Source organism: Streptomyces sp. NBC_01268 (assembly GCF_036240795.1).
Lineage (GTDB): Bacteria > Actinomycetota > Actinomycetes > Streptomycetales > Streptomycetaceae > Streptomyces.
The window spans coordinates 2,418,367-2,438,873 of sequence record NZ_CP108454.1; the positions used below are offsets into that span (position 1 = coordinate 2,418,367).

Below are 20,507 nucleotides of genomic sequence, written 5' to 3' on the forward strand. Positions count from 1 at the left end.
ACGGACGGGCCCCGGGCCGGCATGACGCCGCCCGGGGCCCGTCCGTTTCCGCCGTTCCCGCCCGGCTCGGCTCAGTCCAGGTCGCGGTAGCGACGCCGCCACGCGTGGACGAGGACCACGAGAGCACCGATCAAGGTCAGCCCGCCGGCCGCCACGGCGACGAACCCGAGGACACTCGGGCTCCCGGTGGAGGCGAGCTCGGAGGCGCCGGCGCCGGCCGAGGACGCGGAGGCCGCCGTGTCGACCGGGCCGGGGCCCGTGCCGCCGGTCGGGCCGGGGCCGGCCGTAGCGCCGGGAGAGCCCGGGTCGGCCGTCGCCCCCGGTGTGGTCGGGGAAGGGGAAGCGGACGGGTCCGGGGGCGTGCTCGCCGAGTCACTCGGGTCCGGAGTGGGCGACGTCGGGGTGGTGGCCTCGGTCCAGCTCGCCTTCGCGTGCGCGGTGACGGGAACGCGGTCGCCGCTCACCAGGCCCAGGGCCTGGCTGCCCTCACCGACCAGCTTGTGGCCCGTCCGGACCGGCACGGAGGCCGTCGCCGAGACGGTCGCGCTGCCCGGCGGCGTACCGGCCGGCGCCTTCACGAAGAGCGACCCGCCGTCCGCGGCGGGTCGGGTCAGCTTGCCGCTGCCGTCCGAGAGGACGTTCCCCTCCCGGTCGGTCAGCGTCACCCCGGCCGCGACGGCCGCGGGGTCGAGGGAGGCGCCGACCGGGTCGCCGGCGGAGCCGATCCCGATCGGTCCGAGCACCGACCCGGCGGGCCCGGTCACCGTGCCGGGGGCGAGGGTCAGCGAGGGTGTCGGTTCCTCGACGTCGACGGCGTGTGCCACGAGGTAGTCGGCGAGATCGGCTCCGGCCGGGTTCATCGGGACCGCCTTGACGTGGTTCGTGAGGCGCCAGATGGCGGCCTGGGTCCCGCCGGCCGCCGCGTTCTTGGACAGCTTGGCGCCGATCTGCTCGCCGAGCGCCGCCTCGGTCAGGCTCGGGTACCCGTGCCGCAGGATCCAGTCGATCTTCCCCGCGTCCGGGTTGCCCTTCAGCGTGGGCACCTCGGACGCGCCGGCCTCCCGGTATGCGGCGCCCTCGCGCAGTTCGGTCAAGGCGTCGAGGCAGTACACGAACAGGGTGTCGCCGTCAGCGGTCCGCACCTTGATCAGGCCGCCGGGCAGCCCGTCGTCCTTGCCCTCGGGCTCCGTGACGTGTCCGATGTAGTCCCTCTCGCCCATCGTGAGCTCCTCGACGACCAGCCTCCCGTCGCCCCCGGCACCGGCCTCGGCCGCGACTGCCGTCGTCGCGGCGCCGCTCGCCAGCATTCCGCTCACGAGCACGCCGCTCGCCGTACGGATCATGCGTTTCCGCCCCACTGCCACTCTTCTCCCTGTATGCGCCACTACGGACTCGAACAAAGCTATGGACGGCCGCACCGGCCCGAGGGCGGAAAGCGAGGGGAGTTCCTGCGGACCGGTGCCGCAGCTTCCTGCAGAGCGGGAGGCCGCCCGTCTATGACCCCATAGCTTCGCCTTATGGGACACCACCGGACAGGAGTCCCCAACACCCCACACGGGCAAGCCACTTGAGGTCAGGACGTGAGCCTGCCCACGGAGCGAGCCCGGGGCGTTGGTCCTTCCGGGCACGGACCTAGGTCCCTGGGGAGAGGGGGCCGGGCCGTTGGACGATCTCCGTCCGGCAAGGGCCCCGCATTCGGGGTCGGGGCCCTTGCCCGCTCATGGACGGCCGACAGGAGAAACGGGGTGCAATCGGGGTGGGCACGGTGGAAGGCAACATGCTCGCGTTCCTCGGAGTGAGCGCGGGCGAGGAGGCGGTCTACCGGACGACCCTGCGTTCACCGGGGCTCGGCATCGCCGCGATAGCCGGTGCGTGCGGGATCGACGAGGAGAGCGCCGGGGCCGCGCTCGGCAGGCTCCGGGAGCTCGGCATGGTGGCCACGGCCGACCAGCGGACGTTCACCGGCACCGACCCGGTGTCCGTGATCGACCGGCTGGCCCGCCTGCGGATACGCGGACTCCAGGGGGAGATCCGCCGCGTCGCCTCGTCGCGCCACCTCGTGGAGAGCCTGGCCGAGGACCGGCGCGCCGGGACCTGGGACCGGGCCGTCGAGCTCCAGCACGTCGAGGGCCTCGACCAGGTGATCGCGTGCGTGGACGAGTTGTCGTTCTTCGCGCGCGAGGAGCGCCTGACCACGCACCCGGGCCCGATCCTCGCCGCCGCCCTCGACGCCGTCAGGAGCTCCGACCTGAAGTACCTGCGGCGGGGCCTGCGGATGCGGACCCTCGTGCACGACGGCGCGCTCGGCTCCCCGGAGGTCGGCCGCTTCGTGTCGGAACTGACCGAGCGGGGCGCCCAGGTGCGGGGCACGGCCGGGCCGCTCGAACGCATGGTGATCTTCGACCGGCGGACCGCCCTCGTGGCGACCGACCCGGCGGACATCACGCGCGGCGCCCTGGTGGTCCGCCACCCCGCACTCGTCGGCTTCCTCCTGCCTCTCTTCGAGTCCCGTTGGTCCCGGTCCCGTGGCCTCGTGGACGACCTGCCGAGCCCCACCGAACTGCGCGTCCTGCGCGCCATGGCCCGGGTGGCCAAGGACGAGGCGGGCGCCCGCGAACTCGGCATGTCCGTCCGCACCTACCGGGGCCACGTCGCCGCCCTCATCCGCCGCCTGGACGCACCCAACCGCTTCGCCGCGGCCCTGGCGGCCCGGGAGCGGAACTGGCTCTGACGGACTGCGGGGTGCCCGTCCGCGCCGCTTGCTACGTTCGTCCTTCCTGCGTGCCGCGTGCGCGTCGCAGCGGAGGAAGGGGGCGGTGAGGTGGAGCAGGGTGGGACCCGCAACGTCGTCGACGGCGGGGCGGTGACGGGGCCGGTGGTCCAGGCCGGGGAGATCGGTGTCCTTCATCTCCACGCGACCGTTCCCCCGCCCTCGGCCGAGGGCGGGGCACCCGCCGACCCCTGGGTGCGTGCGGTCGGCGGCTCCGCCGTGTGGGAGCACGTGGCCGGGGACCGGGACGCGCGGGTGCACCGGGAGCTGGCCGAGGCGGTGGCGGTGCGGCTGGCCGGGATGCGGGAGGGGGCGAGGCGGGGATCACGGGCGGACGTCCGCGAGGACCCCTGGGACGACCCCGGGCTTCCGACGCGCTTCCTGGCGCAGGTCGAGTGGCTGCTCGGCGAGCCGGGGGCGGGCCCCGACCTCGATCTCTACCCGGCCGAGGCGGCGCTCCTCGCGCTCTTCCCGTTCCTCTACCGGGCGCACTGTCTGCTCCGCGTCGAACAGCTCGCGGCGGTCGAGCCCTGGAGCCTGGCCCCGATGCCGGAACCGTCGGCCGACCGGCGGGCGTTCGAGGTGTTCACCGAAGGGGACGAGGCCCTCGCCCAGCGGGCCCGGCGCGCTCCGGGGGCCGAGCCGGCGGTCGGCTGGTGGCTGTTCCACCGCTGGCTGGCGCAGCAGCGGGAGTTCGCGGGCGCCGACCCCGTACGCCGGCTGCTGGACGAGCTGGGCGACACGGCGGACGGCCTCGGCGACGCGCTGGCGCCGCGCCGGGTGACGGCCCTGCTGCACGGGCTGCGGCGCGGCCCCGACGTGTGCCACCCGGAGTTCCTCACCCTGCTGCCCACCGACGACGGGGTCCGCTCCGGCCCCGGCCACCAGCGCATCCGCGACCAGCGGCTCGCCCTGCTGCTCGCGCTCGCGCACGGCATGGCGATCGAGACGACGGCGCTGCCCTCGATCGTCGCCGAGCATCTGCCCATCCCGTACCCCGTCGACCTGGACGCGCTGCGCCGCACCCTCGACGCGTCCCACTGGGGCGGTCCGCACGACCACCCCGTGCTGCGGGCGGAGTGCGGGCACGAGGCGGTGGTGGAGGGGCTGCGCGAGTACACGGCCCGCGCCGACGAACTGCTGCACACGGTGCGGCGGACCGCCCGCGACCGGATCACCCATGCGCTGCCCGAGCTGCCGACCCGGCTCTCCAGCGACGGCGTGGTGCCGAGCGAGGGCGCCTTCGACGGGTACGCGCGCTTCCGCGGCGACGGCCGCCGGGTGCTCGACCTCGCCATGGGCGTCCAGCTGTACAAGTCCCGCGACCTGGCGGTCCGCGAGCTGTACCAGAACGCCCTGGACGCCTGCCGCTACCGGCGGGCCCGCGGTGAGTACCTGGACCGTACGGGGCAGCCGGCCGCCACCCCCTACGTCGGGCGGATCGCCTTCGTGCAGGACGTCGACGAGGACGGCCGGGAGTACCTGGAGTGCCGGGACGACGGCGTCGGCATGGGCGACGCGGAGCTCCGCGGCGTCTTCTCCCGGGCCGGCTCGCGCTTCGCCGAGCAACTGGAGTTCACCCTGGAGCGGGCCGCCTGGGAGCGCCTCGACCCGCCCGTCACCCTGTACCCCAACAGCCGCTTCGGCATCGGCGTCCTCAGCTACTTCATGCTCGCCGACGACATCCGCGTGACGACCTGCCGGATGGGGCCCGACGGCGTCCCCGGGCCGGTGTACGAGGTGTCGGTGTGCGGGCCCGGGCATCTGTTCCGGATCGTCCAGGTGGCGGCGCGGGGGCGGGAGCCGGGGACGCGGGTGCGGTTGTACCTGCGGCCCGGCACGGTGGAGGAGGGGTGGTCGAGCGTCGACGTGCTGGAGCGGGTGCTGGGGATCGCGGAGTTCCCGACGAGTGCGCGGCAGGGGGCGGGGCCGGAGAGTGCGTGGGTGCCGGGGGTGCTGCGGGAGCGTCAGGGCCGTCAGAGTGAAGGCTTCGCCTTCAACGCGCACGGGCGCCTGGTGCCCTGGCCCGACGCGCCGGAGGGTGTGGACGTGGTCTGGTGCGAGGCGGGCGGCGCGCTCCTCGTGGACGGCTTGTTGGTGGGGCCGCAGGTGCGCACGGGGGTCTTCGGCCGCCAGAGGTCGGGGCTGACCGGCGCCGTGGTGAACCTCAGAGGGCCCCTGTCGCCGGGGATGCTGTCGGTGGACCGGCTGCATGTCGTCGACGACGTGGCACCGATGGTCGGTGAGCTGCTGCGGCAGGCGTCGACGACCCTCTCCTACCAGGACCCGGAGGACCTGCCGGACTTCGAGTGGGTCTGCCGGGTGGCGGACGGAAGCCCGGTCCTCGCCGACATCGTGACCTCGGCGCTCGCCGCGCGGGGGCGGACGCTGGAGTTCAGGGGCCAGGCCTTCGGCTGCCCGGAGGCAGGCTTCCTGCCGATGGACTTCTCCCTGCTGCCGGATTCCCCGGGCACCGACAGGTACGTCGCCCTTCCCTGGGCCAAGGAAGGGGGGAAGCAGCTGGACCACGTCTACTTGTGGCGGCTGCTCGCCCATCGGCACCCTGCTCTGAGGGACCTGACGGAGGTGTGCCCGGAGGTCGAGGACGCGGGACCGGTCCTGCGGGCCGTCCCGTCCGACCAGTGGCTGCTCCACGAATCAGGGGCGCGGTGGCTCCATGGCGTCCCCGGCGCGGCCCACTCCCTCCGGGACGACCCCCGCGCGCTGGCGCGGCGGATGGCCGGCCTCGGTTTCCCTGCCGTGGACCCCGGGCACTGGGCGCCCGGAGCCCGGCTCACCGAGGCGAACGCCCGGGTCTTCGGCGACCCGTCGTCCTCTTCCGAGAGGCTTCTCCGGAACAACCGGCTCACCCCGGACGCGCTGTCGAGCGCGGCGGGCCGCATGCGGGCCGGCGTCGAGGAGGCGGCGGCACATCTGCGCCGGTTCGGGTTCACCGTCCCCGAGCACGTCGAGCGGCAGGCGGCGGCGTCGGACGAACTGCTCGTCGTCGCGCCGGGAACGCACAACGCCGCTCTCCTGGACCCCGAGGACGTCGTCCCACCCGGGCACATCGCAGCGGCCGCCTCCCTGTCGGGGCTGCCCGTTCCGGACGTGTGCCGTCGGCTCGCCTCGTACGGTCTGACCGTCGATCCGGGCGGTGTCCCCGAACACCCCTGCGCCGCGGACCTCGTACTGCTGAGCGCGCGGGGAAACGGCACGTCGCCCTGGCTCGACCGGTCGAAGGTGACCCCTCCCGGGCACGCGCTGGCCGTGGCGGAGCGGCTGGACCTGCCCTTGGCGGAGGTACTCGCGCGGCTCACCGGGCTCGGGTTCACCGTGCCCGCCGTGTTTCCCGCCGACGCGAGCCCCAAGGACGTGCCGTTCCTCTCGGACGTCTTCGACCGGACCTTCCTGACCCTCGCGGAACCGCCGTTGTACGCCGTCCTGCTCGACGGGGTGGACGACCTGTCGGTCCTGCGCCGCAAGCTGGCCCGGCTGCGGGCCTACGGATTCGACGTCGCCCTGGACGTGCCCGCCCGCCCGACCGCCCTCGATCGCGAGCTCCTGCAGCCTTACCGCTCGTTCGCCTGGTGGGTCCCTGTGGGCGAGCCCGTTCCCTTCACGCACGTCCTGATGGCGGCACGCGCCCTCGGCACCACCCCCCGCGACATCGCGAAGCGCCTGCGGGCCTGCGGAGTGACGCCCACGCACGACGATCTGCCGTCGGGGGTGTCCTTCACCGAGGCCGTGGCGCTGCTCAGGCTGGACGAGGGGGAGGAGGACGAGCCTCCGCTGGCCTCCGACTTCAGCCTCCAGTACCTGCACCGCACCGCCGTCCGCCGCGACATCACCCTCACCGAGGCCGTCGACCTCATCCGCCGCCTCGGCGTCCCCCTCCCCGACCCCGCCGACACCGTCCGCGCCGCCCTCGCCCGCGTCCCCCGCCCCCCGTGCAACGAACACGCGAACAGGTGACGAATTACTGCCCCTACCCCCGAGTAGAGCTCTCGCTCTCCGTGACTGATCGATAGCGTGTCGTCGTCGCGACCGCCACACCCGGAGCACTGGGCTCCGCTGGGACTAGTTGGCGCGATGAGGACTCTGAACGTGACTCAGGCGGCTTTCGCCCCTGTGGAGACGCTCCAACTCCAGCCGTACACCGCCCATTGCCGCGTCATCGCAGACGAGGGCGCACACGTGGTCATCGGCGTCTCCCCGGGGAACAGCTACTTCACGGCCCAGCGGCTGCGCGATCTGGCGCGCTGGGGGCTCGCACACTTCGAGACGGTCGACTTCGTCTACACCGACCTGCATGTCGCCGACATGTACGAGGCCCTCGGGTACGGGGCCGAGGAGGCGCGGCGGAAGGCCGTGAAGAACCTGCGGGGGGTGCGCGCGAAGGTGCACGCCGCCGTGGCCGAGGAGGATCCGTCGGGGCTGCGGCTCCGGGCCCGGGGGATGTCGGAGTTCACGGGGGTGCCGGCGTACCGGGCGCTGCACGTGGAGACCGTGGCGGCCGTGACCGGGGACCCGGCGGTGGGGCGGACGTGCGACGCGCTGGCCGGGATCTTCCTGGCCGGGAAGCTGGCGCCGGGGCAGGAGATCACCGAGCGGCAGCGGGAGGTGTGCCGGGAGTACATCTGCGCCGAGGTGCCGCTGTTCCTGGACACGCCCGCGATCCTCGGGGTGCCGTCCTCGCTGAACGTCTACCACCAGGCCCTGCCGCTCGCGGACCTGTTGTACGCCCGGGGGTCCGGACTGCGGGCCTCGCGCAACCAGGGGCACGGCATCCTCACGCCCGCCGGCCCCCGTACCGAAGGAGACCCCCGATGACGGCGAGCACCGTCGAGACCCTGCCCGCCTTCCCGTTCGACTGGGACGGCACCCGGCTGCCCGCGGAGGTCGAGCGGCTGCGCGCGGAGCCCGTGCGGAAGGTGCGGACCATCGCGGGGGCGGAGGCCTGGCTGGTCTCCTCGTACGGGCTGTGCCGGCAGGTCCTGGAGGACCCGCGGTTCAGCCTGAAGGACACCTCCGCCCCGGGCGCGCCGCGGCAGTACGCGCTGACGATCCCGCCGCACGTGGTGAACAACATGGGCAACATCACCGGCGCGGGGCTGCGCAAGGCGGTGATGAAGGCGCTCAATCCGAAGGCGCCCGGTCTGGAGGAGTGGCTGCGGGCGCGGGCCGGTTCGCTGGTGGACGCGCTGGTCGGCGAGGGGGCGCCCGGGGAGCTGCGGGGCGGGTTCGCCGATCCGTACTCGGCGGGGCTGCACTGCCGTCTGCTCGGCATCCCCGAGGAGGACGGGCCGAGGCTGCTGCGCAGCCTGGACGTGGCGTTCATGAACGCGCCGCGCGAGATCGAGGCGGCGCGGCTCCACTGGGACCGCGACCTCGCGTACATGGTGGAGCGGCTCGACGATCCGGCGACCGGCGGGCTGATGGCAGAGCTGGCGGCGCTGCGGGACGACCCCGAGTACGCGCATCTGACGGACGAGATGCTGGCGACGGTCGGCGTGACGCTGTTCGGGGCCGGGGTGATCTCCACCGCCGGGTTCCTGACGATGGCGCTGGTGTCGGTGCTGACCCGGCCGGACGTGCGGGAGGCGCTGGCCGGGGGCGGGGTCGCCGGGGCGATGGACGAGCTGCTGCGGGTGAACCTGTCGATCGGCGACGGGCTGCCGCGGATCGCGCTGGAGGACGTGTGGCTGGGTGACGTGCTCGTGCGGGCCGGTGAGCTGGTGCTGGTGCTCGTCGAGGCGGCCAACCACGACCCGGAGCACTTCGCCGAGCCGCTGGCCTTCCGGCCGGGCCGGGAGAACGCGGCCGACCACCTCTCCTTCGGCGGCGGCCGGCACTACTGCCCGGCCACCGCGCTCGGCAAGCGGCACGCGGAGATCGCCCTGGAGACGGTGCTGGAACGGCTGCCCGGGCTGCGGCTCGCGGTGCCGGTCGAGCAGCTGGTGTGGCGCACCAACTTCATGAAGCGGCTGCCCGAGCGGCTGCCCGTGGCCTGGTAGGGCGCGACCCAGGTGTACGGAGAGCGCCGCCCGGCACGCGTGGCCGGGCGGCGCCCTTTCCGGATCAGCGGCCGTAGCGGATCAGGGCCCGGACCATGTGGCAGGTGGTGTCGGAGGGCGGGTGGATGCCGAGCTGGACGGCGGTCGTGCGGATCTTCGCGTTGGTGGCCCGCGACGGGATGTAGACCCCGGCGTCGAGCAGGGCTATCGCGAGGCGCATGGCCTTCAGTCGGCGGTTGTGGGTGACGTACCACTCGCGGGGGCGGCCCGCGGGGAGCGGCTGCTTCTGGAGCGGCTTCCAGGGTTCGAGGGACGGTGTCCGGATCACGGCGAGAGCCATGCGCGACCTCCTGGCGAACGGTGGGCGAGAGCCCTCCCCGGGACCCTCACCTTCACCCCCGATTTTAGTCGCGACCACTGACAATCGCCCCTGGCCAGACCGGCTTTAGTGGCTCGTTGGGCGGCCCTTCGGGCGGTACGTTGGGGGCATGGAGATCTGGATCAATCCCGCCTGTTCGAAGTGCCGCAGCGCGCTGACCCTGCTGGACGCCGAGGGCGCCGACTACACCGTGCGGCGCTACCTGGAGGACGTTCCGACCCCGGACGAGATCCGGGCCGTGCTCGACCGGCTCGGCCTGGAGCCGTGGGACATCACGCGGACGCAGGAGGCGGACGCGAAGGAGCTCGGGCTCAAGGACTGGCCGCGGGACGCGGCGGGCCGGGACCGCTGGGTGGAGGCGCTGGCCGCGCATCCGAAGCTGATCCAGCGGCCCATCATCACCGCGGAGGACGGCTCGGCCGTCGTCGCCCGCACCGAGGAGGCCGTGCGGGACGCGCTGTCCCGCTGACCGTCCGCCGTCCCGGCTCAGGCGGACGCCGCCTCCGCCTCCGCCTCCGCCTCCGCCTCCGCCTCCGCCTCCGCCTCCGCCTCCGCCTCCGCCAGGATCTCGGTGAGCCGTGCTCCGAAGCGCACGTCGCAGGCGTGCGGCTCACCGCTGCGGACGGCTTCCAGGAGGGCGTCCACCGCTCCCCCGAAGGCGCCCAGGGCGCCGTCCCAGCCCGGCATGGTCACCCGCCCCCGCTTTCCGTACAGCGAGAGCGCGGCCTCGGCGGCCTCGGGCGGGGCGCCGAGGGTGAGGGTGGCGGTGCTGCTGGCGCCCGAGGTGTGGCGCAGGACCAGGTGGCGGGTGTCCTCGGGGCCGGGGACGCACGTCACGGAGGTGACGTCGCCGAGGACCGGCAGGTAGACGGAGAGGACGTGGGGACCGACGTCCCACAGGCCGCCCTTCTCGCGCCGCCACGGCGAGGCCGCGTACGCGCTCCGGGAGCCGGGTGCGAAGAGGGAGCCCAGCCAGTGCGCCTCGCCCAGGAACCAGCCGCCCGCCGCGGCCTGTTCGTCGATCCAGCGGGCGGTGGGCTCCGCGAACCGCAGGGTGCAGAAGACCACGGAGGCGACGCCCGCCGCCGTGACGGCCGCCGCCAGGTCGCGGGCCGTCCCGGCCGAGGTCGCCACCGGCTTGTCGAGGATCACGTGGCAGCCGGCGGCCGCCGCCCGGGCCGCGAGCGGGGCCTGGACGTCCGGCGGCAGCGCGAGGGCGACGGCGTCGCTCGCCTCGAACAGGGCGTCGACGTCCTCGTACGCCCGCGTCCCGAACCCGGCGGCCAGCGCCGCCGCGGCCTCGGGCCGTCTGCCCCACACCCCGCTGAACTCCACGCCCGTGTGCGCCGCCAGCGCGGGCGCGTGGGTGCGCTCGGCCCAGGGGCCGGTGCCGAGCAGTCCGATACGGGGCTTCACGCCGGGGATCTTCGCCATGCCCCCAGTCTGCCGCCCGGCGCGGACATCCGGCCCCGGGGGGCCGCGGATCCTCTCCGGGGAGCCGGGGAACCGCCCCGGAAACCCGGCCCGTATACGACCCGGACCCCGGATAAGGAGGGAAGCTGAGTAACACGGGGTTCACAATCGGGCAACCATCGGGAAATCCGATATTGCGATGCTGCGCGCAGACACCGCCACCGCAGCTCTCGCAGCGTCGCGAGCGTAGCGAGGCGCGGTGCACCGAGCACCCGCAGCGCACGCCAAAGGATGAGGCCCCGTGACCTTCAAGGCTGAGTACATCTGGATCGACGGAACCGAGCCGACCGCCAAGCTCCGTTCGAAGACGAAGATCATGCCCGGCACGGGGGTCGCCCTGGAGGAGCTGCCGATCTGGGGCTTCGACGGTTCCAGCACCAACCAGGCCAAGGGGCACGCCTCGGACCGCGTCCTCAAGCCGGTCTTCTCCTGCCCGGACCCGATCCGCGGCGGCGACGACGTGCTGGTGCTGTGCGAGGTCCTGAACACGGACATGACGCCGCACGAGTCCAACACGCGTGCCGCGCTGGCCGAGGTGTACGCGCAGTACGCCTCCCAGGAGCCGATCTTCGGCATCGAGCAGGAGTACACCTTCTTCGACGGCGAGCGTCCGCTCGGCTTCCCGGTCGGCGGCTTCCCGGCCCCGCAGGGCGGCTACTACTGCGGTGTCGGCGCGGACGAGATCTTCGGCCGTGACGTCGTCGAGGCGCACCTGGAGAACTGCCTGACCGCGGGTCTCGGCATCTCCGGCATCAACGCCGAGGTCATGCCCGGCCAGTGGGAGTTCCAGGTCGGCCCGCTGGCGCCGCTCGAGGTCGCCGACCAGCTGTGGGTGGCCCGCTGGCTGCTCTACCGCACCGCCGAGGACTTCAAGGTCACCGCGACGCTGGACCCGAAGCCGGTGAAGGGCGACTGGAACGGCGCCGGCGCGCACACCAACTTCTCCACGAAGGCGATGCGCGAGGGCTACGACGCGATCATCACCGCGTGCGAGTCGCTGGGCGAGGGCTCGAAGCCGCTCGACCACGTGAAGAACTACGGCGCGGGCATCGACGACCGGCTGACCGGTCTGCACGAGACCGCCCCGTGGGACAAGTACCACTACGGCGTCTCCGACCGCGGTGCCTCGGTCCGCATCCCGTGGCAGGTCGAGCAGGACGGCAAGGGCTACATCGAGGACCGCCGTCCGAACGCCAACGTGGACCCGTACGTGGTGACCCGCCTCCTGGTGGACACCTGCTGCGAGGCCCTCGAGCGGGCCGGCCAGGTCTGATCCGCACGCACCCGGAAGGGGCGTCCACCGTTCCCCACGGTGGGCGCCCCTTCCGGCATGTGGGAAACACATGAGGGCGCAACGACAGGGCTTTTGGCCGACCGAGGGCTGCCCACCGCACTTCCCTCCTGGTTTAATAGGGATATGGCCAGCATCGAGAACGACACCGCGAAGGGTCGCCACGACCTCGAGCCGTTCTGGCCTTCCCGTCAGCACCATGACTTCGACCGGTGCTGTCGACGCGTGAGGAACGCGTCGGCCCTCTAAAGCCCCCGACCGGTAGGTCCGGTCCTCCGGCCTTCGGCCGACGCGCATGACGTACGACGCCTGTCCGTCCGTAACTCGCGCGAAAGAGTTGAGCTTTCATGGCCCATACCCAGGCTGCCGCCACCCTCACCGCCCTCCGCCCCCGCGTCGAGCGCGCCGACCGGCACCGGCTGCGCGCCGTCGACCCCGACGAGGCCGCCGGTCTCGCGCGGGTCGCCGACTTCCTTCCGCCGGGCGCCACGCTGCTGCCCGCGCCCCAGCACACCCTGCCGGCGCTGCCCGGCCGGCCGCCGATGGTCGGCTATCTGGTGCTGCTCCCCGCCGACCAGCAGCAGCCCGCCCCGGTGGCGGCGGAGCCGGCCGGCGAGCAGGGCCCGGTGGCCATCGACGGGGTCCAGCGGGTCGCCGTCGTGGACGGGCGGCCGCTGGACCTGACGTATCTGGAGTTCGAACTGCTCGCCCATCTGGTGGCCCACCCGCACCGGGTGCACACCCGCGACCAGTTGGTCACGACGGTGTGGGGGTACGGGCACGTCGGTGACGGCCGGACCGTCGACGTCCACGTGGCGCGGCTGCGCCGCAAGCTGGGCGCCGAGCACCGCCACACGATCCAGACCGTGCGGCGGGTCGGCTACAAGTACACCCCCTGATCAGGCGGTTCCGGCGGGGTCCGGGCCACCGCGCCCGGCCCGGACCTTCGCCACGACCCCGGTCGTCACGTCCACGGCCACGAACAGCAGCAGGCTGAGGCCGAGCAGCGGGACGAACCAGGCCACCAGGGCCGTCCCGGCGAGCAGCGGCAGCAGCAGCGTCGGCGGGACCCTGCGCCAGGCACCCCGGGCGACCGGGCGGCCCGGCCGGCGCAGCCACCACATGCGGTAGCCCCACAGGACGAGCAGGACGAGCGCGAGCCCGAGGGCCGCGAGCGCCAGCTGGTTGAACAGGCCGAGGAAGACGCCCATGTGGGCGTCGATGCCGACCCGGGTGAGCTGCGCGAGCAGCGGGTAGTCGGCGAAGCGCAGCTCGTCGAGGACGGTGCCGTCGGCCGGGTTCACGGCCACCGAGTCCAGCTCGACGGGGAACTGCTTGTCGGTCTCCTTCACCACGTAGCCGGCGCCCTGAGCCGGCAGCACGACGGTGATCGAGGGGCTGTCGATGCCGGCCGCACGGGCCGCGTCGACCGCCTTGTCGAGGCCGATGTCCGCACCCTTGGGCGCGGCCGGTGCCGACTGGTGGCCGGCGCCGTGTCCCGCGTGCTCGCCGGCCCCGGCCCCGGCCGGGCCGCCGGCCGTGATCTCCGCGGAGAGCGCCGGGGTCGCGCCGCCGAGCCGGTCCTGGACGGAGCCGATGTTCTCGCCCGCATACCGCGACCAGGTCAGACCGGTGGCGGAGAGCGCCACGAGACCGGCCACCGTCCACAGGCCGACCGTGCCGTGCCAGGAGAGCGTGCGGCGGCGGGACTTCGGGCCGCCTTCGGGCAGGAACAGCGCGCGCCGGTTCTTGCGGCGGCGCCCGATCCACAGCAGCAGGCCGCCGAGCGCGACCACCCACAGCCAGCTGGCGGCCAGCTCGCTGTAGTTGCGGCCGAGCTCGCCGAGGTGCAGGTCGACGTGGAGCCCGGAGATCCAGGTGCGCAGCGGGAGCGCGCCCGAGCTGCCGTAGCTGGGCAGCTGTCCGCGTATGTCGCCGGTGTACGGGTCGACGAACACGCCCATGGAGGTGCCCTCGGGGGCCTCCGGGTCGTCCATCAGGACCCGGGTGGTGGCGCCGGGTTCGGCGCCGGGCCACACGGCGGTGACGGTGCCGTCGGGGTTGGCCGCGCGGGCCAGCTCGACCTGGCGGGAGAGCGGCAGGGCCGTGGCGTCGGCGGGCACCGGGACTTCGAGCTCGTGCGCGTAGACCAGCTTCTCGGCCGGTACGGACAGGGCGTAGAGCAGGCCGCTGACGGCGGCGACGAGGAGGAACGGGGCGACGAGGACGCCCGCGTAGAAGTGCAGGCGCAGGACGAGCGGCCGCAGGGCCGCCCAGCCGCGCGGCCGGGCCGGGGAGTCGGTGGCGCGTGCCTCGGGGGTTTCCGGTGTGTCCGGTGTCTCCGGGCGCGCGAGGTCGTCGATGGTCATGACGGTCCTAGGAGGGTGCGTCGGCATGCCCGTGTCGGCATGCGCGTGTCGGCAGGGGGAAGCGGCCCCCGGGCCGATCACGTCAGACGCGTGCTCCGAGGGCCGTGGCGCGGGGTACGGCACGGCGGGGCGGGCCGCGCCGGGAGACCGACCGCGCGAGGACGGCACCGCGCGGCCGGCGGGTGGACGGAGTGGTGCGTACCGGCCGGAGGGCCGGCGGCACGGGGGCGAGGGCGCGTACGACGGCGAGCGCGAGGCGCAGCGGCGTGAACGCGGTCGCGGCGACGGCGCGGGCCAGGGCGAACAGCGCGGCCTCGCCGTGGGCGAGCCAGAGTCCGCAGGCCAGGGCGGCGAACAGGTGCGCGGCGAGCATGCCGACGTCGGAGCCGGATCCGGAGCCGGATCCGTGGCCGGAGGCACCGGATCCGGCCATGGTCATGGTGTGGGCCATGGAGCCCATGTGCTCCATGGCGCTCATGTGCTCCATGGCGCTCATCGAGTCCATCTCGCCCATCGAGCCCATGGCCTCGGTCATCGACCCGTGTTCACCCGCCCCGAAGAGGAGGTGCAGCGCCCCCTGTACGGCGGTGAGGCCGATCGCGATGGCGAGGGAGCCGCGGCGGCGGCCGGCGGCGGCCCAGGCGAGGGCGGCCGTCACGGCGAAGGCCAGGAGGAGCGAGCGCTCCGGGATCGCATGGGCAGACATGGACGAATGCCCCACGGCTGCCAAAGTGACGCACACCGCCGCGAACAGTGCGGCACGGAGGGCGCGCAGCGGCGACCTGGGGTGCGTCATGGTGCGCCCATGCTGTCATCCGCGCGCCCGGCCCGGGAGACCGCCCCCGGCACGCATCGGCTACGGTGAGCGGGAAACTGCTTTTGTACCGGTTTCGGAGGAGTCGACGCATGCCCGCCATCCCCGCCGCCACCGTCGCCAACCTCCGCGGCCTCGGCACCCTCCCGCTCGGCGAGGGCCGCAGCGTCCGCGAGGGCCTGGTCTTCCGCTCCGGGCAGCTCGACCGGCTGGATCCGGCCGATCCGGTGGTGGCCGCGCTCGGCATCCGTACCGTCGTCGACTTCCGCACCGCCGCCGAACGGGCCGAGCGGCCCGACCACGTGCCGGCGGGCGGGCGGCTGCTCGTCGCGGACGTGCTCGCGGACTTCCTGGCGACCAGTGGACTGCCGCCCGCCGCCCGGCTGAAGACCCTGCTCTCCGACCCGGCGCTCGCCGAGGAGCACCTGGGCGGCGGCCGGGCGCAGGCGGCGTTCCGGCGGACCTACCGGGCCTTCGTGAACACCGAGTCGGCGCGCGCCTCGTACGGGGCCTTCCTCACCGAGCTGGGCGACCCGTACGCCGGTCCGCTGCTCTTCCACTGCACGGCCGGCAAGGACCGCACGGGCTGGGCCGCGGCGGTCGTGCTCTCGCTGCTCGGCGCGGACGAGGAGACGGTCATGGCGGAGTTCCTGGCGGTCAACCCGGCGGTCCGGCAGGCCTTCGCCCCGCTCATCGAGGGCTTCACGGCCCAGGGCGGCGACCCGGACCTGGCGCTCGCGCTGATCGGGGTCGTGCCGGAATACCTGGAGGCGGCGCTCGACGAGGTCACGGTGCGGTACGGGTCGATGGACAAGTACGTACGGGACGGGCTCGGCGTCCCCGACGAGGTGACCGCGCTGATCCGGGAGCGGCTCACGGTGTACGCGGCCTGAGCCGGCACCGCGCGCGCGGGGGCCCGGACCGGCCCGCTCCGGGGACCGGCCGCGCCCGTTCGGGGGACCCCTCCGGGGTGACCATCGCACGATTCGCTCGTTCTGCTGAACGTGAGCACCCAGGAACTCGCCCCCTCCTCAGGCCCCTCCCCCGACTCCCCCGGCCCCGTCGACGTGGAGCAGGCCGAGGCCGCGCTCGTCGAGCACTACCCGCGGCTCGTCCGCATCGCGTACCTCGTCCTGCCGCCCTCGCTGGGCCGCAACCGCCGGGTGCTGACCGCGCACGCGCTCGTGCAGCGCTCGCTGCCGCGCCGCCGCACCTCGGGCGGGGTCGTGCCGGGAGCCCGGCGGGCGGAGGACGCCGTCGACCCGGGGTACGCGTACGTGCGGGGCGAGGTGCTGCGGCAGGCGCTGGTGGCCGGGCTGCCGCTGCGGCGGCGCGCGCTGCCGCGGCGGGCCCAGTTCCCGCCGCTGCTGCCGCAGGTGTGGGGGCTGCGACTGTTCCCGCGGGCGGGCGGCGCCGACGAACTGGCCCTGGACCAGCGCCTCTCGGCGCTCTCCGGGCCGGGGCGCGCGGCGTACGTGCTGCGCGGCCTGGAGCGGCAGGGCGACCCGGAGGTGCTGCGGGTCCTGGCCGCGGCCGGGGCCGAGGAGCCCGAGGCGGCGCTCGCGGAGGCGGACGGGGTCGAGGCGCAGAGCGCGCTCCTGGAGTCGCCCGAGTTCGACCCCTGCTCGCTCCAGGCCCGCCCGCCGGACCTCATGCGGCGCCGGCAGCACGGCCGGGCGGCGCTCGCGGCGGCCGCGGCGGTGGTGGTGTGCGGGACGCTGCTCGGGCTGCCGGGCGACGGCTGGGGCAGGAACGGCGCGGCGGCCCCCTCGTACGCCCGCAATCCGGCGGCGGAGGCGGCGCTCGACCCGGGCGGGGTGAAGCGGGTCGAGGCGGCGGCGTGGCGGGCGTCCACCCGGACGGACTTCTCGGTGTGGCCGGCGCGGGGCGGGCTCACCGGCGACACGGCGCTGCTGCGGCGGGCGCTCGCGGTGTGGGCGCGGCCCGGCCCGTCCGTGCACGCTTCGGCGACGCCCGGGACGCCGTCGGGGCCGCCGATGGGATCGCCGCAGCTGCTGTACGCGGGGCAGGTGGACGCGGTGCGCGTGGTGCTGTTCCACGACGGCCTGCGGGTGGTGCGGTACGCGGAGCCGGTCGGGGACGCGAGCGGGGCGGCGCTGGACTTCGCACGGACGGACGGGGCGGACGCGGTCGGCTCGGCGGCGCTCGTGGTGTCGCGGGCCGCGGGCAACGTGCGCTATCTGACGGCGCCTTGGGTGAGGGAGACGTCGGTCGTCGACCTCCTGGCGCCCGCGAAGGCGGCGTGGCCGCTGCCCCGGGACGCGGCCGGGGTGACCGAGCCGCTGCCGAGTCCGGCGACGGCCCGGACCTGCGCGAGCTGGAACGCCCTCCAGGTGCGCGACGGGACGGGCGTCCGGCTCCTGGGCGATCTCGGCGAACTGGCCCCGGCCCGGCTGACCTCCGGCCCGCCGTCCGCGCCCGTGGACGCGACGGGCCCGGCGGCACGGGAGGCGTGGGCCCGGACGGCCTGCCAGCTCTCGGCGGTGCGCTCGCACGGGGTGCGGGCGGTGAACTCCTGGGCGTTCGCCGGGCAGGCGCTGCCGGAGTCCGGCGGGCAGGCCGAGTGGCTGTGCGCCCGCGCGGAGACCTGGCGGGGGACGGGCAGCCGCGCCCTGGCCCTGTTCCGCGCGCCGGGCGCGACCGGCACGGCGGCCCTGGCGGCCCGCTCCGAGTCCACCCCGGCCTGCGGGGTGCGGGATCCCCGGGTGCTGGCGGGCGTGGTCTGGCAGGCCCGGAGCGGGCAGTGGTACGTGGTGGCGGCGGGCACGGGGGACTTCGCCTCGCTGAGCCTGTCGGGCGGCGTGAAGGGGCGGGTCCAGGGGCATCTGCTCGCGGTGAAGGCGGCGCCGGGCAGCCGGGCGGACCTGACGGGGACGCTGGCGGACGGGACCCGGGTGAGCGCCCTGAGGTGACGGGCCGCCCGGGGCCGGGGAAATGGGCGTGCGCGACCCCTGGCCCTCGTGCCTACCCCTCAGTACATTGACGCCATGTCTAATACGCAGCCTGCACCGGTGGCGTCGGAACACATCGAGCTCAAGGCCCGCAAGGTCTCCTTCGACTGGGAGGAGACCCCGCTGCACTGGGTTCCCGGCGACCCGTTCACCACCCACACCATCAACGTGCTGCACCTGCTGCTCCCGGCCGGTGAGCGCTGGTTCGTGCACGTCTACAAGCAGGTCCTCCCGTACATCACCGACGACCGGCTGCGTGCGGACGTCATCGGCTTCATCGGGCAGGAGGCCGTCCACTCCCAGGCCCACGACGACGTGCTGCCGCACCTCAAGCGGCTCGGGCTCGACCCCACCCCGTACACCGCGCAGGTCGACTGGTTCTTCGAGAAGCTGCTCGGCGACCGGACGCTGCCGCCGGGCCGGCCGCGCCGCTGGTGGCTGATGGAGCGGGTCGCGCTGATCGCCGCGATCGAGCACTACACCGCCTTCCTCGGCAACTGGGTGCTCAACGCCGAGGAGCTCGACCGGGTCGGCGCCGACCCCGTCATGCTGGACCTGCTGCGCTGGCACGGCGCCGAGGAGGTCGAGCACCGCTCGGTCGCCTTCGAGCTCTTCCTGCACCTGGACGGCGGCTACCGGCGGCGCGTCCGCACCTGGGCGGCGGCGTTCTCCGCGCTCGCGTTCCTCTGGCAGCGCGGGGTGCGCTTCTTCATGGAGAACGACCCCGGCGTGCTCGACGCCAAGCCGAGCGTGGGCCAGTTCGTCCGCAAGGGCCGCGAGGGCGTGCTGCCCTCCACGCCCGACATGCTGCGCTCCATCCCCCGCTACCTGAGCCGCAGTTACCACCCCACCCAGGAGGGCTGCACCGCACAGGCCGCCGCCTACCTGGCGAGCTCCCCCGGCGCCAACGGAGGCCGTCCCTGATGCCCCGACTGCGTACCGTCGTCCTGCTCGCCGGGGCCGCGCTGCTCGCCAAGCGGGCCCTGCGGCGCCGGATCGACGCCTCGCCGCTCTGGCCCATGCCCGCGCTCGACGAGCCGGTCTCGGGCCGCGGGCGCGGCTCCACCGTCACCCTGCGCGTCCTGGTCGCCGAGCGCCGCGAGCCCGCCGCCGGCGTCGTCCAACTGCGCCTGGAGGGCAGCGCGCTGCCCGCCTGGCAGCCCGGCGCGCACATCGACCTCGTGCTGCCCTCCGGCGCCGTGCGCCAGTACTCGCTCTGCGGCGACCCGGCCGAGCGGGACGTCTACACGATCGCCACCCGGCTGATCGAGGCCGAGCAGGGCGGCCGGGGCGGCTCCCGCGAGGTGCACGAACAGCTGCACGTCGGCACCGAGATCGAGATCCGCGGGCCGCGCAACCGCTTCCCGCTGGCCCCCGCCCCCGCCTACGTCTTCGTCGCCGGCGGCATCGGGATCACTCCGATCCTGCCCATGGTGCGGGCCGCCGAGGCGGCCGGGGCGGACTGGCGGCTGCTGTACTGCGGGCGCCACCGCGCCACCATGCCGTACGTGCACGAGGCGGAGAAGCTGGGGCGCGGCCGGACGACGGTGGTCACCGAGCACGAGAGCGGGCTCCCCGACCTGTCCTTCCTCGGCGGGCTGCCCGCCGAGACCGCCGTCTACTGCTGCGGGCCCGAGGGGCTCATGGACGCGGTGGGCGCGGCGCTGCCGGACGGCCGGGTCCCCACCCTGGAACGCTTCTCCGCCGCGCGGACCGAGGGCGGCGCGCCCTTCGAGGTCGAACTGCGGCGCTCCGGGCGTACGTTGACGGTGGCGGCCGACCAGTCGGTGCTGTCCGCGGTCCGCGAGGCCGTGCCGGGGGTCCTGTACTCCTGTCGGCAGGGCTTCTGCGGGACCTGCCGGCAGGGTGTCCTGGAGGGCGAGGTCGACCACCGGGACGAGCTGCTCACCGACGCGGAGCGGGCCGACTCGATGCTGATCTGCGTGTCGCGGTGCGCGGGCGAACGGCTGGTCCTGGACCTGTAGTCCGTCAGCTCGGCGGGTCCGCCGGCCGGCCGCCGCCCGGGCCGCATGCCTGCCGGTCAGCCGGTCAGGGAAGGACCAGCCAGTCCAGGGCGAACGCGGTCAGCAGGCCGCCGGTCAGCAGCCAAGTGGCGAGCCGCGTGCGCCCGTTGCGGGAGAGCTCGATGACGACTCCGCACAGGATCATGGCGAGCCCGTACACGCCGACGACGAGGACGGACGTGTGGTTCGCCAGGCGGACCGCCAGCACCGCGGCCGTCACGACGAGCAGGACCGAACCGGCGACGACCCGCAACAGGCGCGCCTGCTTCGGGGTGAGGCCCGCGGCCTCGTCCGGGTCGGCGGGCTCCCCGGGCTCGTCAAGCTCCGCCACGGTGTCCGGGGTGTCCTGCTCAGAAGCGCTCATGTGCCGGGAGCGTAACGGACTCCCGTTAGGCTGT

At 74.4% G+C, this 20,507-nt stretch carries 17 protein-coding genes; 11 read left to right on the forward strand and 6 right to left on the reverse strand.

The window, feature by feature from the left end; all coding sequences use genetic code 11:
• Window positions 1-71: 71 nt before the first annotated feature.
• Entirely contained in the window at window positions 72-1,343 is a 1,272-nt protein-coding gene (locus tag OG309_RS10590; protein ID WP_329420029.1) for a thioester domain-containing protein, read from the reverse strand.
• Window positions 1,344-1,756: 413 nt separating this feature from the next.
• Between OG309_RS10590 and OG309_RS10595 the strand changes: the two genes are divergently transcribed.
• The 4 genes from OG309_RS10595 (at window position 1,757) to OG309_RS10610 (ending at window position 8,787) form a co-directional block, all read left to right on the forward strand.
• Entirely contained in the window at window positions 1,757-2,731 is a 975-nt protein-coding gene (locus OG309_RS10595; RefSeq protein ID WP_329420031.1) for a helix-turn-helix transcriptional regulator, read from the forward strand.
• A gap of 90 nt (window positions 2,732-2,821) precedes the next feature.
• Window positions 2,822-6,745 carry a wHTH domain-containing protein gene (locus tag OG309_RS10600; RefSeq protein ID WP_329420034.1) on the forward strand — a complete coding sequence of 1,308 codons (3,924 nt, stop codon included), beginning with the start codon at window positions 2,822-2,824 and terminating at the stop codon, window positions 6,743-6,745.
• Between the two features lie 132 nt (window positions 6,746-6,877).
• A complete protein-coding gene (locus tag OG309_RS10605; RefSeq protein WP_329420036.1) occupies window positions 6,878-7,603 on the forward strand; it encodes a tRNA-dependent cyclodipeptide synthase in 726 nt (241 codons plus the stop codon).
• The gene (locus OG309_RS10610) at window positions 7,600-8,787 is read left to right on the forward strand and encodes a cytochrome P450 (protein ID WP_329420038.1); all 1,188 of its coding nucleotides are present in this window, start codon (window positions 7,600-7,602) and stop codon (window positions 8,785-8,787) included. Before OG309_RS10605 ends, OG309_RS10610 begins: the two co-directional genes overlap by 4 nt.
• Window positions 8,788-8,851: 64 nt before the next feature.
• On the opposite strand, the gene OG309_RS10615 is transcribed toward OG309_RS10610, so the two are convergent.
• Window positions 8,852-9,127: a hypothetical protein gene (locus tag OG309_RS10615; protein ID WP_329420040.1), complete on the reverse strand. Its 276-nt coding sequence runs from the start codon at window positions 9,125-9,127 to the stop codon at window positions 8,852-8,854.
• Between the two features lie 148 nt (window positions 9,128-9,275).
• Between OG309_RS10615 and OG309_RS10620 the strand changes: the two genes are divergently transcribed.
• Window positions 9,276-9,635 (forward strand): arsenate reductase family protein, encoded by a 360-nt coding sequence (locus tag OG309_RS10620; protein WP_329420042.1) that lies wholly within the window; start codon window positions 9,276-9,278, stop codon window positions 9,633-9,635.
• Between the two features lie 17 nt (window positions 9,636-9,652).
• Here OG309_RS10620 and OG309_RS10625 read toward each other — a convergent pair whose 3' ends face one another.
• Window positions 9,653-10,600 (reverse strand): Gfo/Idh/MocA family protein, encoded by a 948-nt coding sequence (locus tag OG309_RS10625; protein WP_329420044.1) that lies wholly within the window; start codon window positions 10,598-10,600, stop codon window positions 9,653-9,655.
• Window positions 10,601-10,880: 280 nt separating this feature from the next.
• On the opposite strand from OG309_RS10625, the gene glnII reads away from it, so the two are divergent.
• Together glnII and OG309_RS10640 are read left to right on the forward strand one after the other, a co-directional pair.
• Entirely contained in the window at window positions 10,881-11,912 is a 1,032-nt protein-coding gene (glnII, locus tag OG309_RS10630; protein ID WP_329420045.1) for a glutamine synthetase, read from the forward strand.
• A gap of 365 nt (window positions 11,913-12,277) precedes the next feature.
• Window positions 12,278-12,829 carry a winged helix-turn-helix domain-containing protein gene (locus tag OG309_RS10640; RefSeq protein WP_329420047.1) on the forward strand — a complete coding sequence of 184 codons (552 nt, stop codon included), beginning with the start codon at window positions 12,278-12,280 and terminating at the stop codon, window positions 12,827-12,829.
• Here OG309_RS10640 and OG309_RS10645 read toward each other — a convergent pair whose 3' ends face one another.
• Window positions 12,830-14,299 carry a PepSY-associated TM helix domain-containing protein gene (locus OG309_RS10645; RefSeq protein WP_329420048.1) on the reverse strand — a complete coding sequence of 490 codons (1,470 nt, stop codon included), beginning with the start codon at window positions 14,297-14,299 and terminating at the stop codon, window positions 12,830-12,832.
• 82 nt (window positions 14,300-14,381) lie between these two features.
• Entirely contained in the window at window positions 14,382-15,005 is a 624-nt protein-coding gene (locus OG309_RS10650; RefSeq protein ID WP_329420049.1) for a hypothetical protein, read from the reverse strand.
• 200 nt (window positions 15,006-15,205) lie between these two features.
• Here OG309_RS10650 and OG309_RS10655 point away from each other — a divergent pair, with 200 nt between their 5' ends.
• The 4 genes from OG309_RS10655 (at window position 15,206) to OG309_RS10670 (ending at window position 20,070) form a co-directional block, all read left to right on the forward strand.
• A complete protein-coding gene (locus tag OG309_RS10655; RefSeq protein WP_329420050.1) occupies window positions 15,206-16,006 on the forward strand; it encodes a tyrosine-protein phosphatase in 801 nt (266 codons plus the stop codon).
• Between the two features lie 111 nt (window positions 16,007-16,117).
• Window positions 16,118-18,046, forward strand: a complete 1,929-nt coding sequence (locus tag OG309_RS10660) for a hypothetical protein (protein ID WP_329420051.1) — start codon at window positions 16,118-16,120, stop codon at window positions 18,044-18,046.
• A 75-nt stretch (window positions 18,047-18,121) separates the two neighbouring features.
• Window positions 18,122-19,009, forward strand: coding sequence for a metal-dependent hydrolase (locus OG309_RS10665; protein WP_329420052.1), 888 nt, complete (start codon window positions 18,122-18,124; stop codon window positions 19,007-19,009).
• Entirely contained in the window at window positions 19,009-20,070 is a 1,062-nt protein-coding gene (locus OG309_RS10670; protein ID WP_329420053.1) for a PDR/VanB family oxidoreductase, read from the forward strand. Before OG309_RS10665 ends, OG309_RS10670 begins: the two co-directional genes overlap by 1 nt.
• 64 nt (window positions 20,071-20,134) lie before the next feature.
• Here the strand turns inward: OG309_RS10670 and OG309_RS10675 are convergent, their stop codons facing one another.
• Entirely contained in the window at window positions 20,135-20,473 is a 339-nt protein-coding gene (locus OG309_RS10675; RefSeq protein WP_329420055.1) for a hypothetical protein, read from the reverse strand.
• Window positions 20,474-20,507: the final 34 nt, after the last annotated feature.

What these genes read in the sequence shown, in the direction of transcription:
- OG309_RS10640 (WP_329420047.1), top strand. Translation starts at nt 12,278, where the DNA reads ATGGCCCATACCCAGGCTGCCGCCACCCTCACCGCCCTCCGCCCCCGC.
- OG309_RS10670 (WP_329420053.1), top strand. Translation starts at nt 19,009, where the DNA reads ATGCCCCGACTGCGTACCGTCGTCCTGCTCGCCGGGGCCGCGCTGCTC.
- OG309_RS10665 (WP_329420052.1), top strand. Translation starts at nt 18,122, where the DNA reads ATGTCTAATACGCAGCCTGCACCGGTGGCGTCGGAACACATCGAGCTC.
- OG309_RS10655 (WP_329420050.1), top strand. Translation starts at nt 15,206, where the DNA reads ATGCCCGCCATCCCCGCCGCCACCGTCGCCAACCTCCGCGGCCTCGGC.
- OG309_RS10615 (WP_329420040.1), bottom strand. Translation starts at nt 9,127, where the DNA reads ATGGCTCTCGCCGTGATCCGGACACCGTCCCTCGAACCCTGGAAGCCG.
- OG309_RS10590 (WP_329420029.1), bottom strand. Translation starts at nt 1,343, where the DNA reads ATGATCCGTACGGCGAGCGGCGTGCTCGTGAGCGGAATGCTGGCGAGC.
- OG309_RS10650 (WP_329420049.1), bottom strand. Translation starts at nt 15,005, where the DNA reads ATGTCTGCCCATGCGATCCCGGAGCGCTCGCTCCTCCTGGCCTTCGCC.
- OG309_RS10675 (WP_329420055.1), bottom strand. Translation starts at nt 20,473, where the DNA reads ATGAGCGCTTCTGAGCAGGACACCCCGGACACCGTGGCGGAGCTTGAC.
- OG309_RS10625 (WP_329420044.1), bottom strand. Translation starts at nt 10,600, where the DNA reads ATGGCGAAGATCCCCGGCGTGAAGCCCCGTATCGGACTGCTCGGCACC.
- OG309_RS10620 (WP_329420042.1), top strand. Translation starts at nt 9,276, where the DNA reads ATGGAGATCTGGATCAATCCCGCCTGTTCGAAGTGCCGCAGCGCGCTG.
- OG309_RS10610 (WP_329420038.1), top strand. Translation starts at nt 7,600, where the DNA reads ATGACGGCGAGCACCGTCGAGACCCTGCCCGCCTTCCCGTTCGACTGG.
- OG309_RS10645 (WP_329420048.1), bottom strand. Translation starts at nt 14,299, where the DNA reads ATGACCATCGACGACCTCGCGCGCCCGGAGACACCGGACACACCGGAA.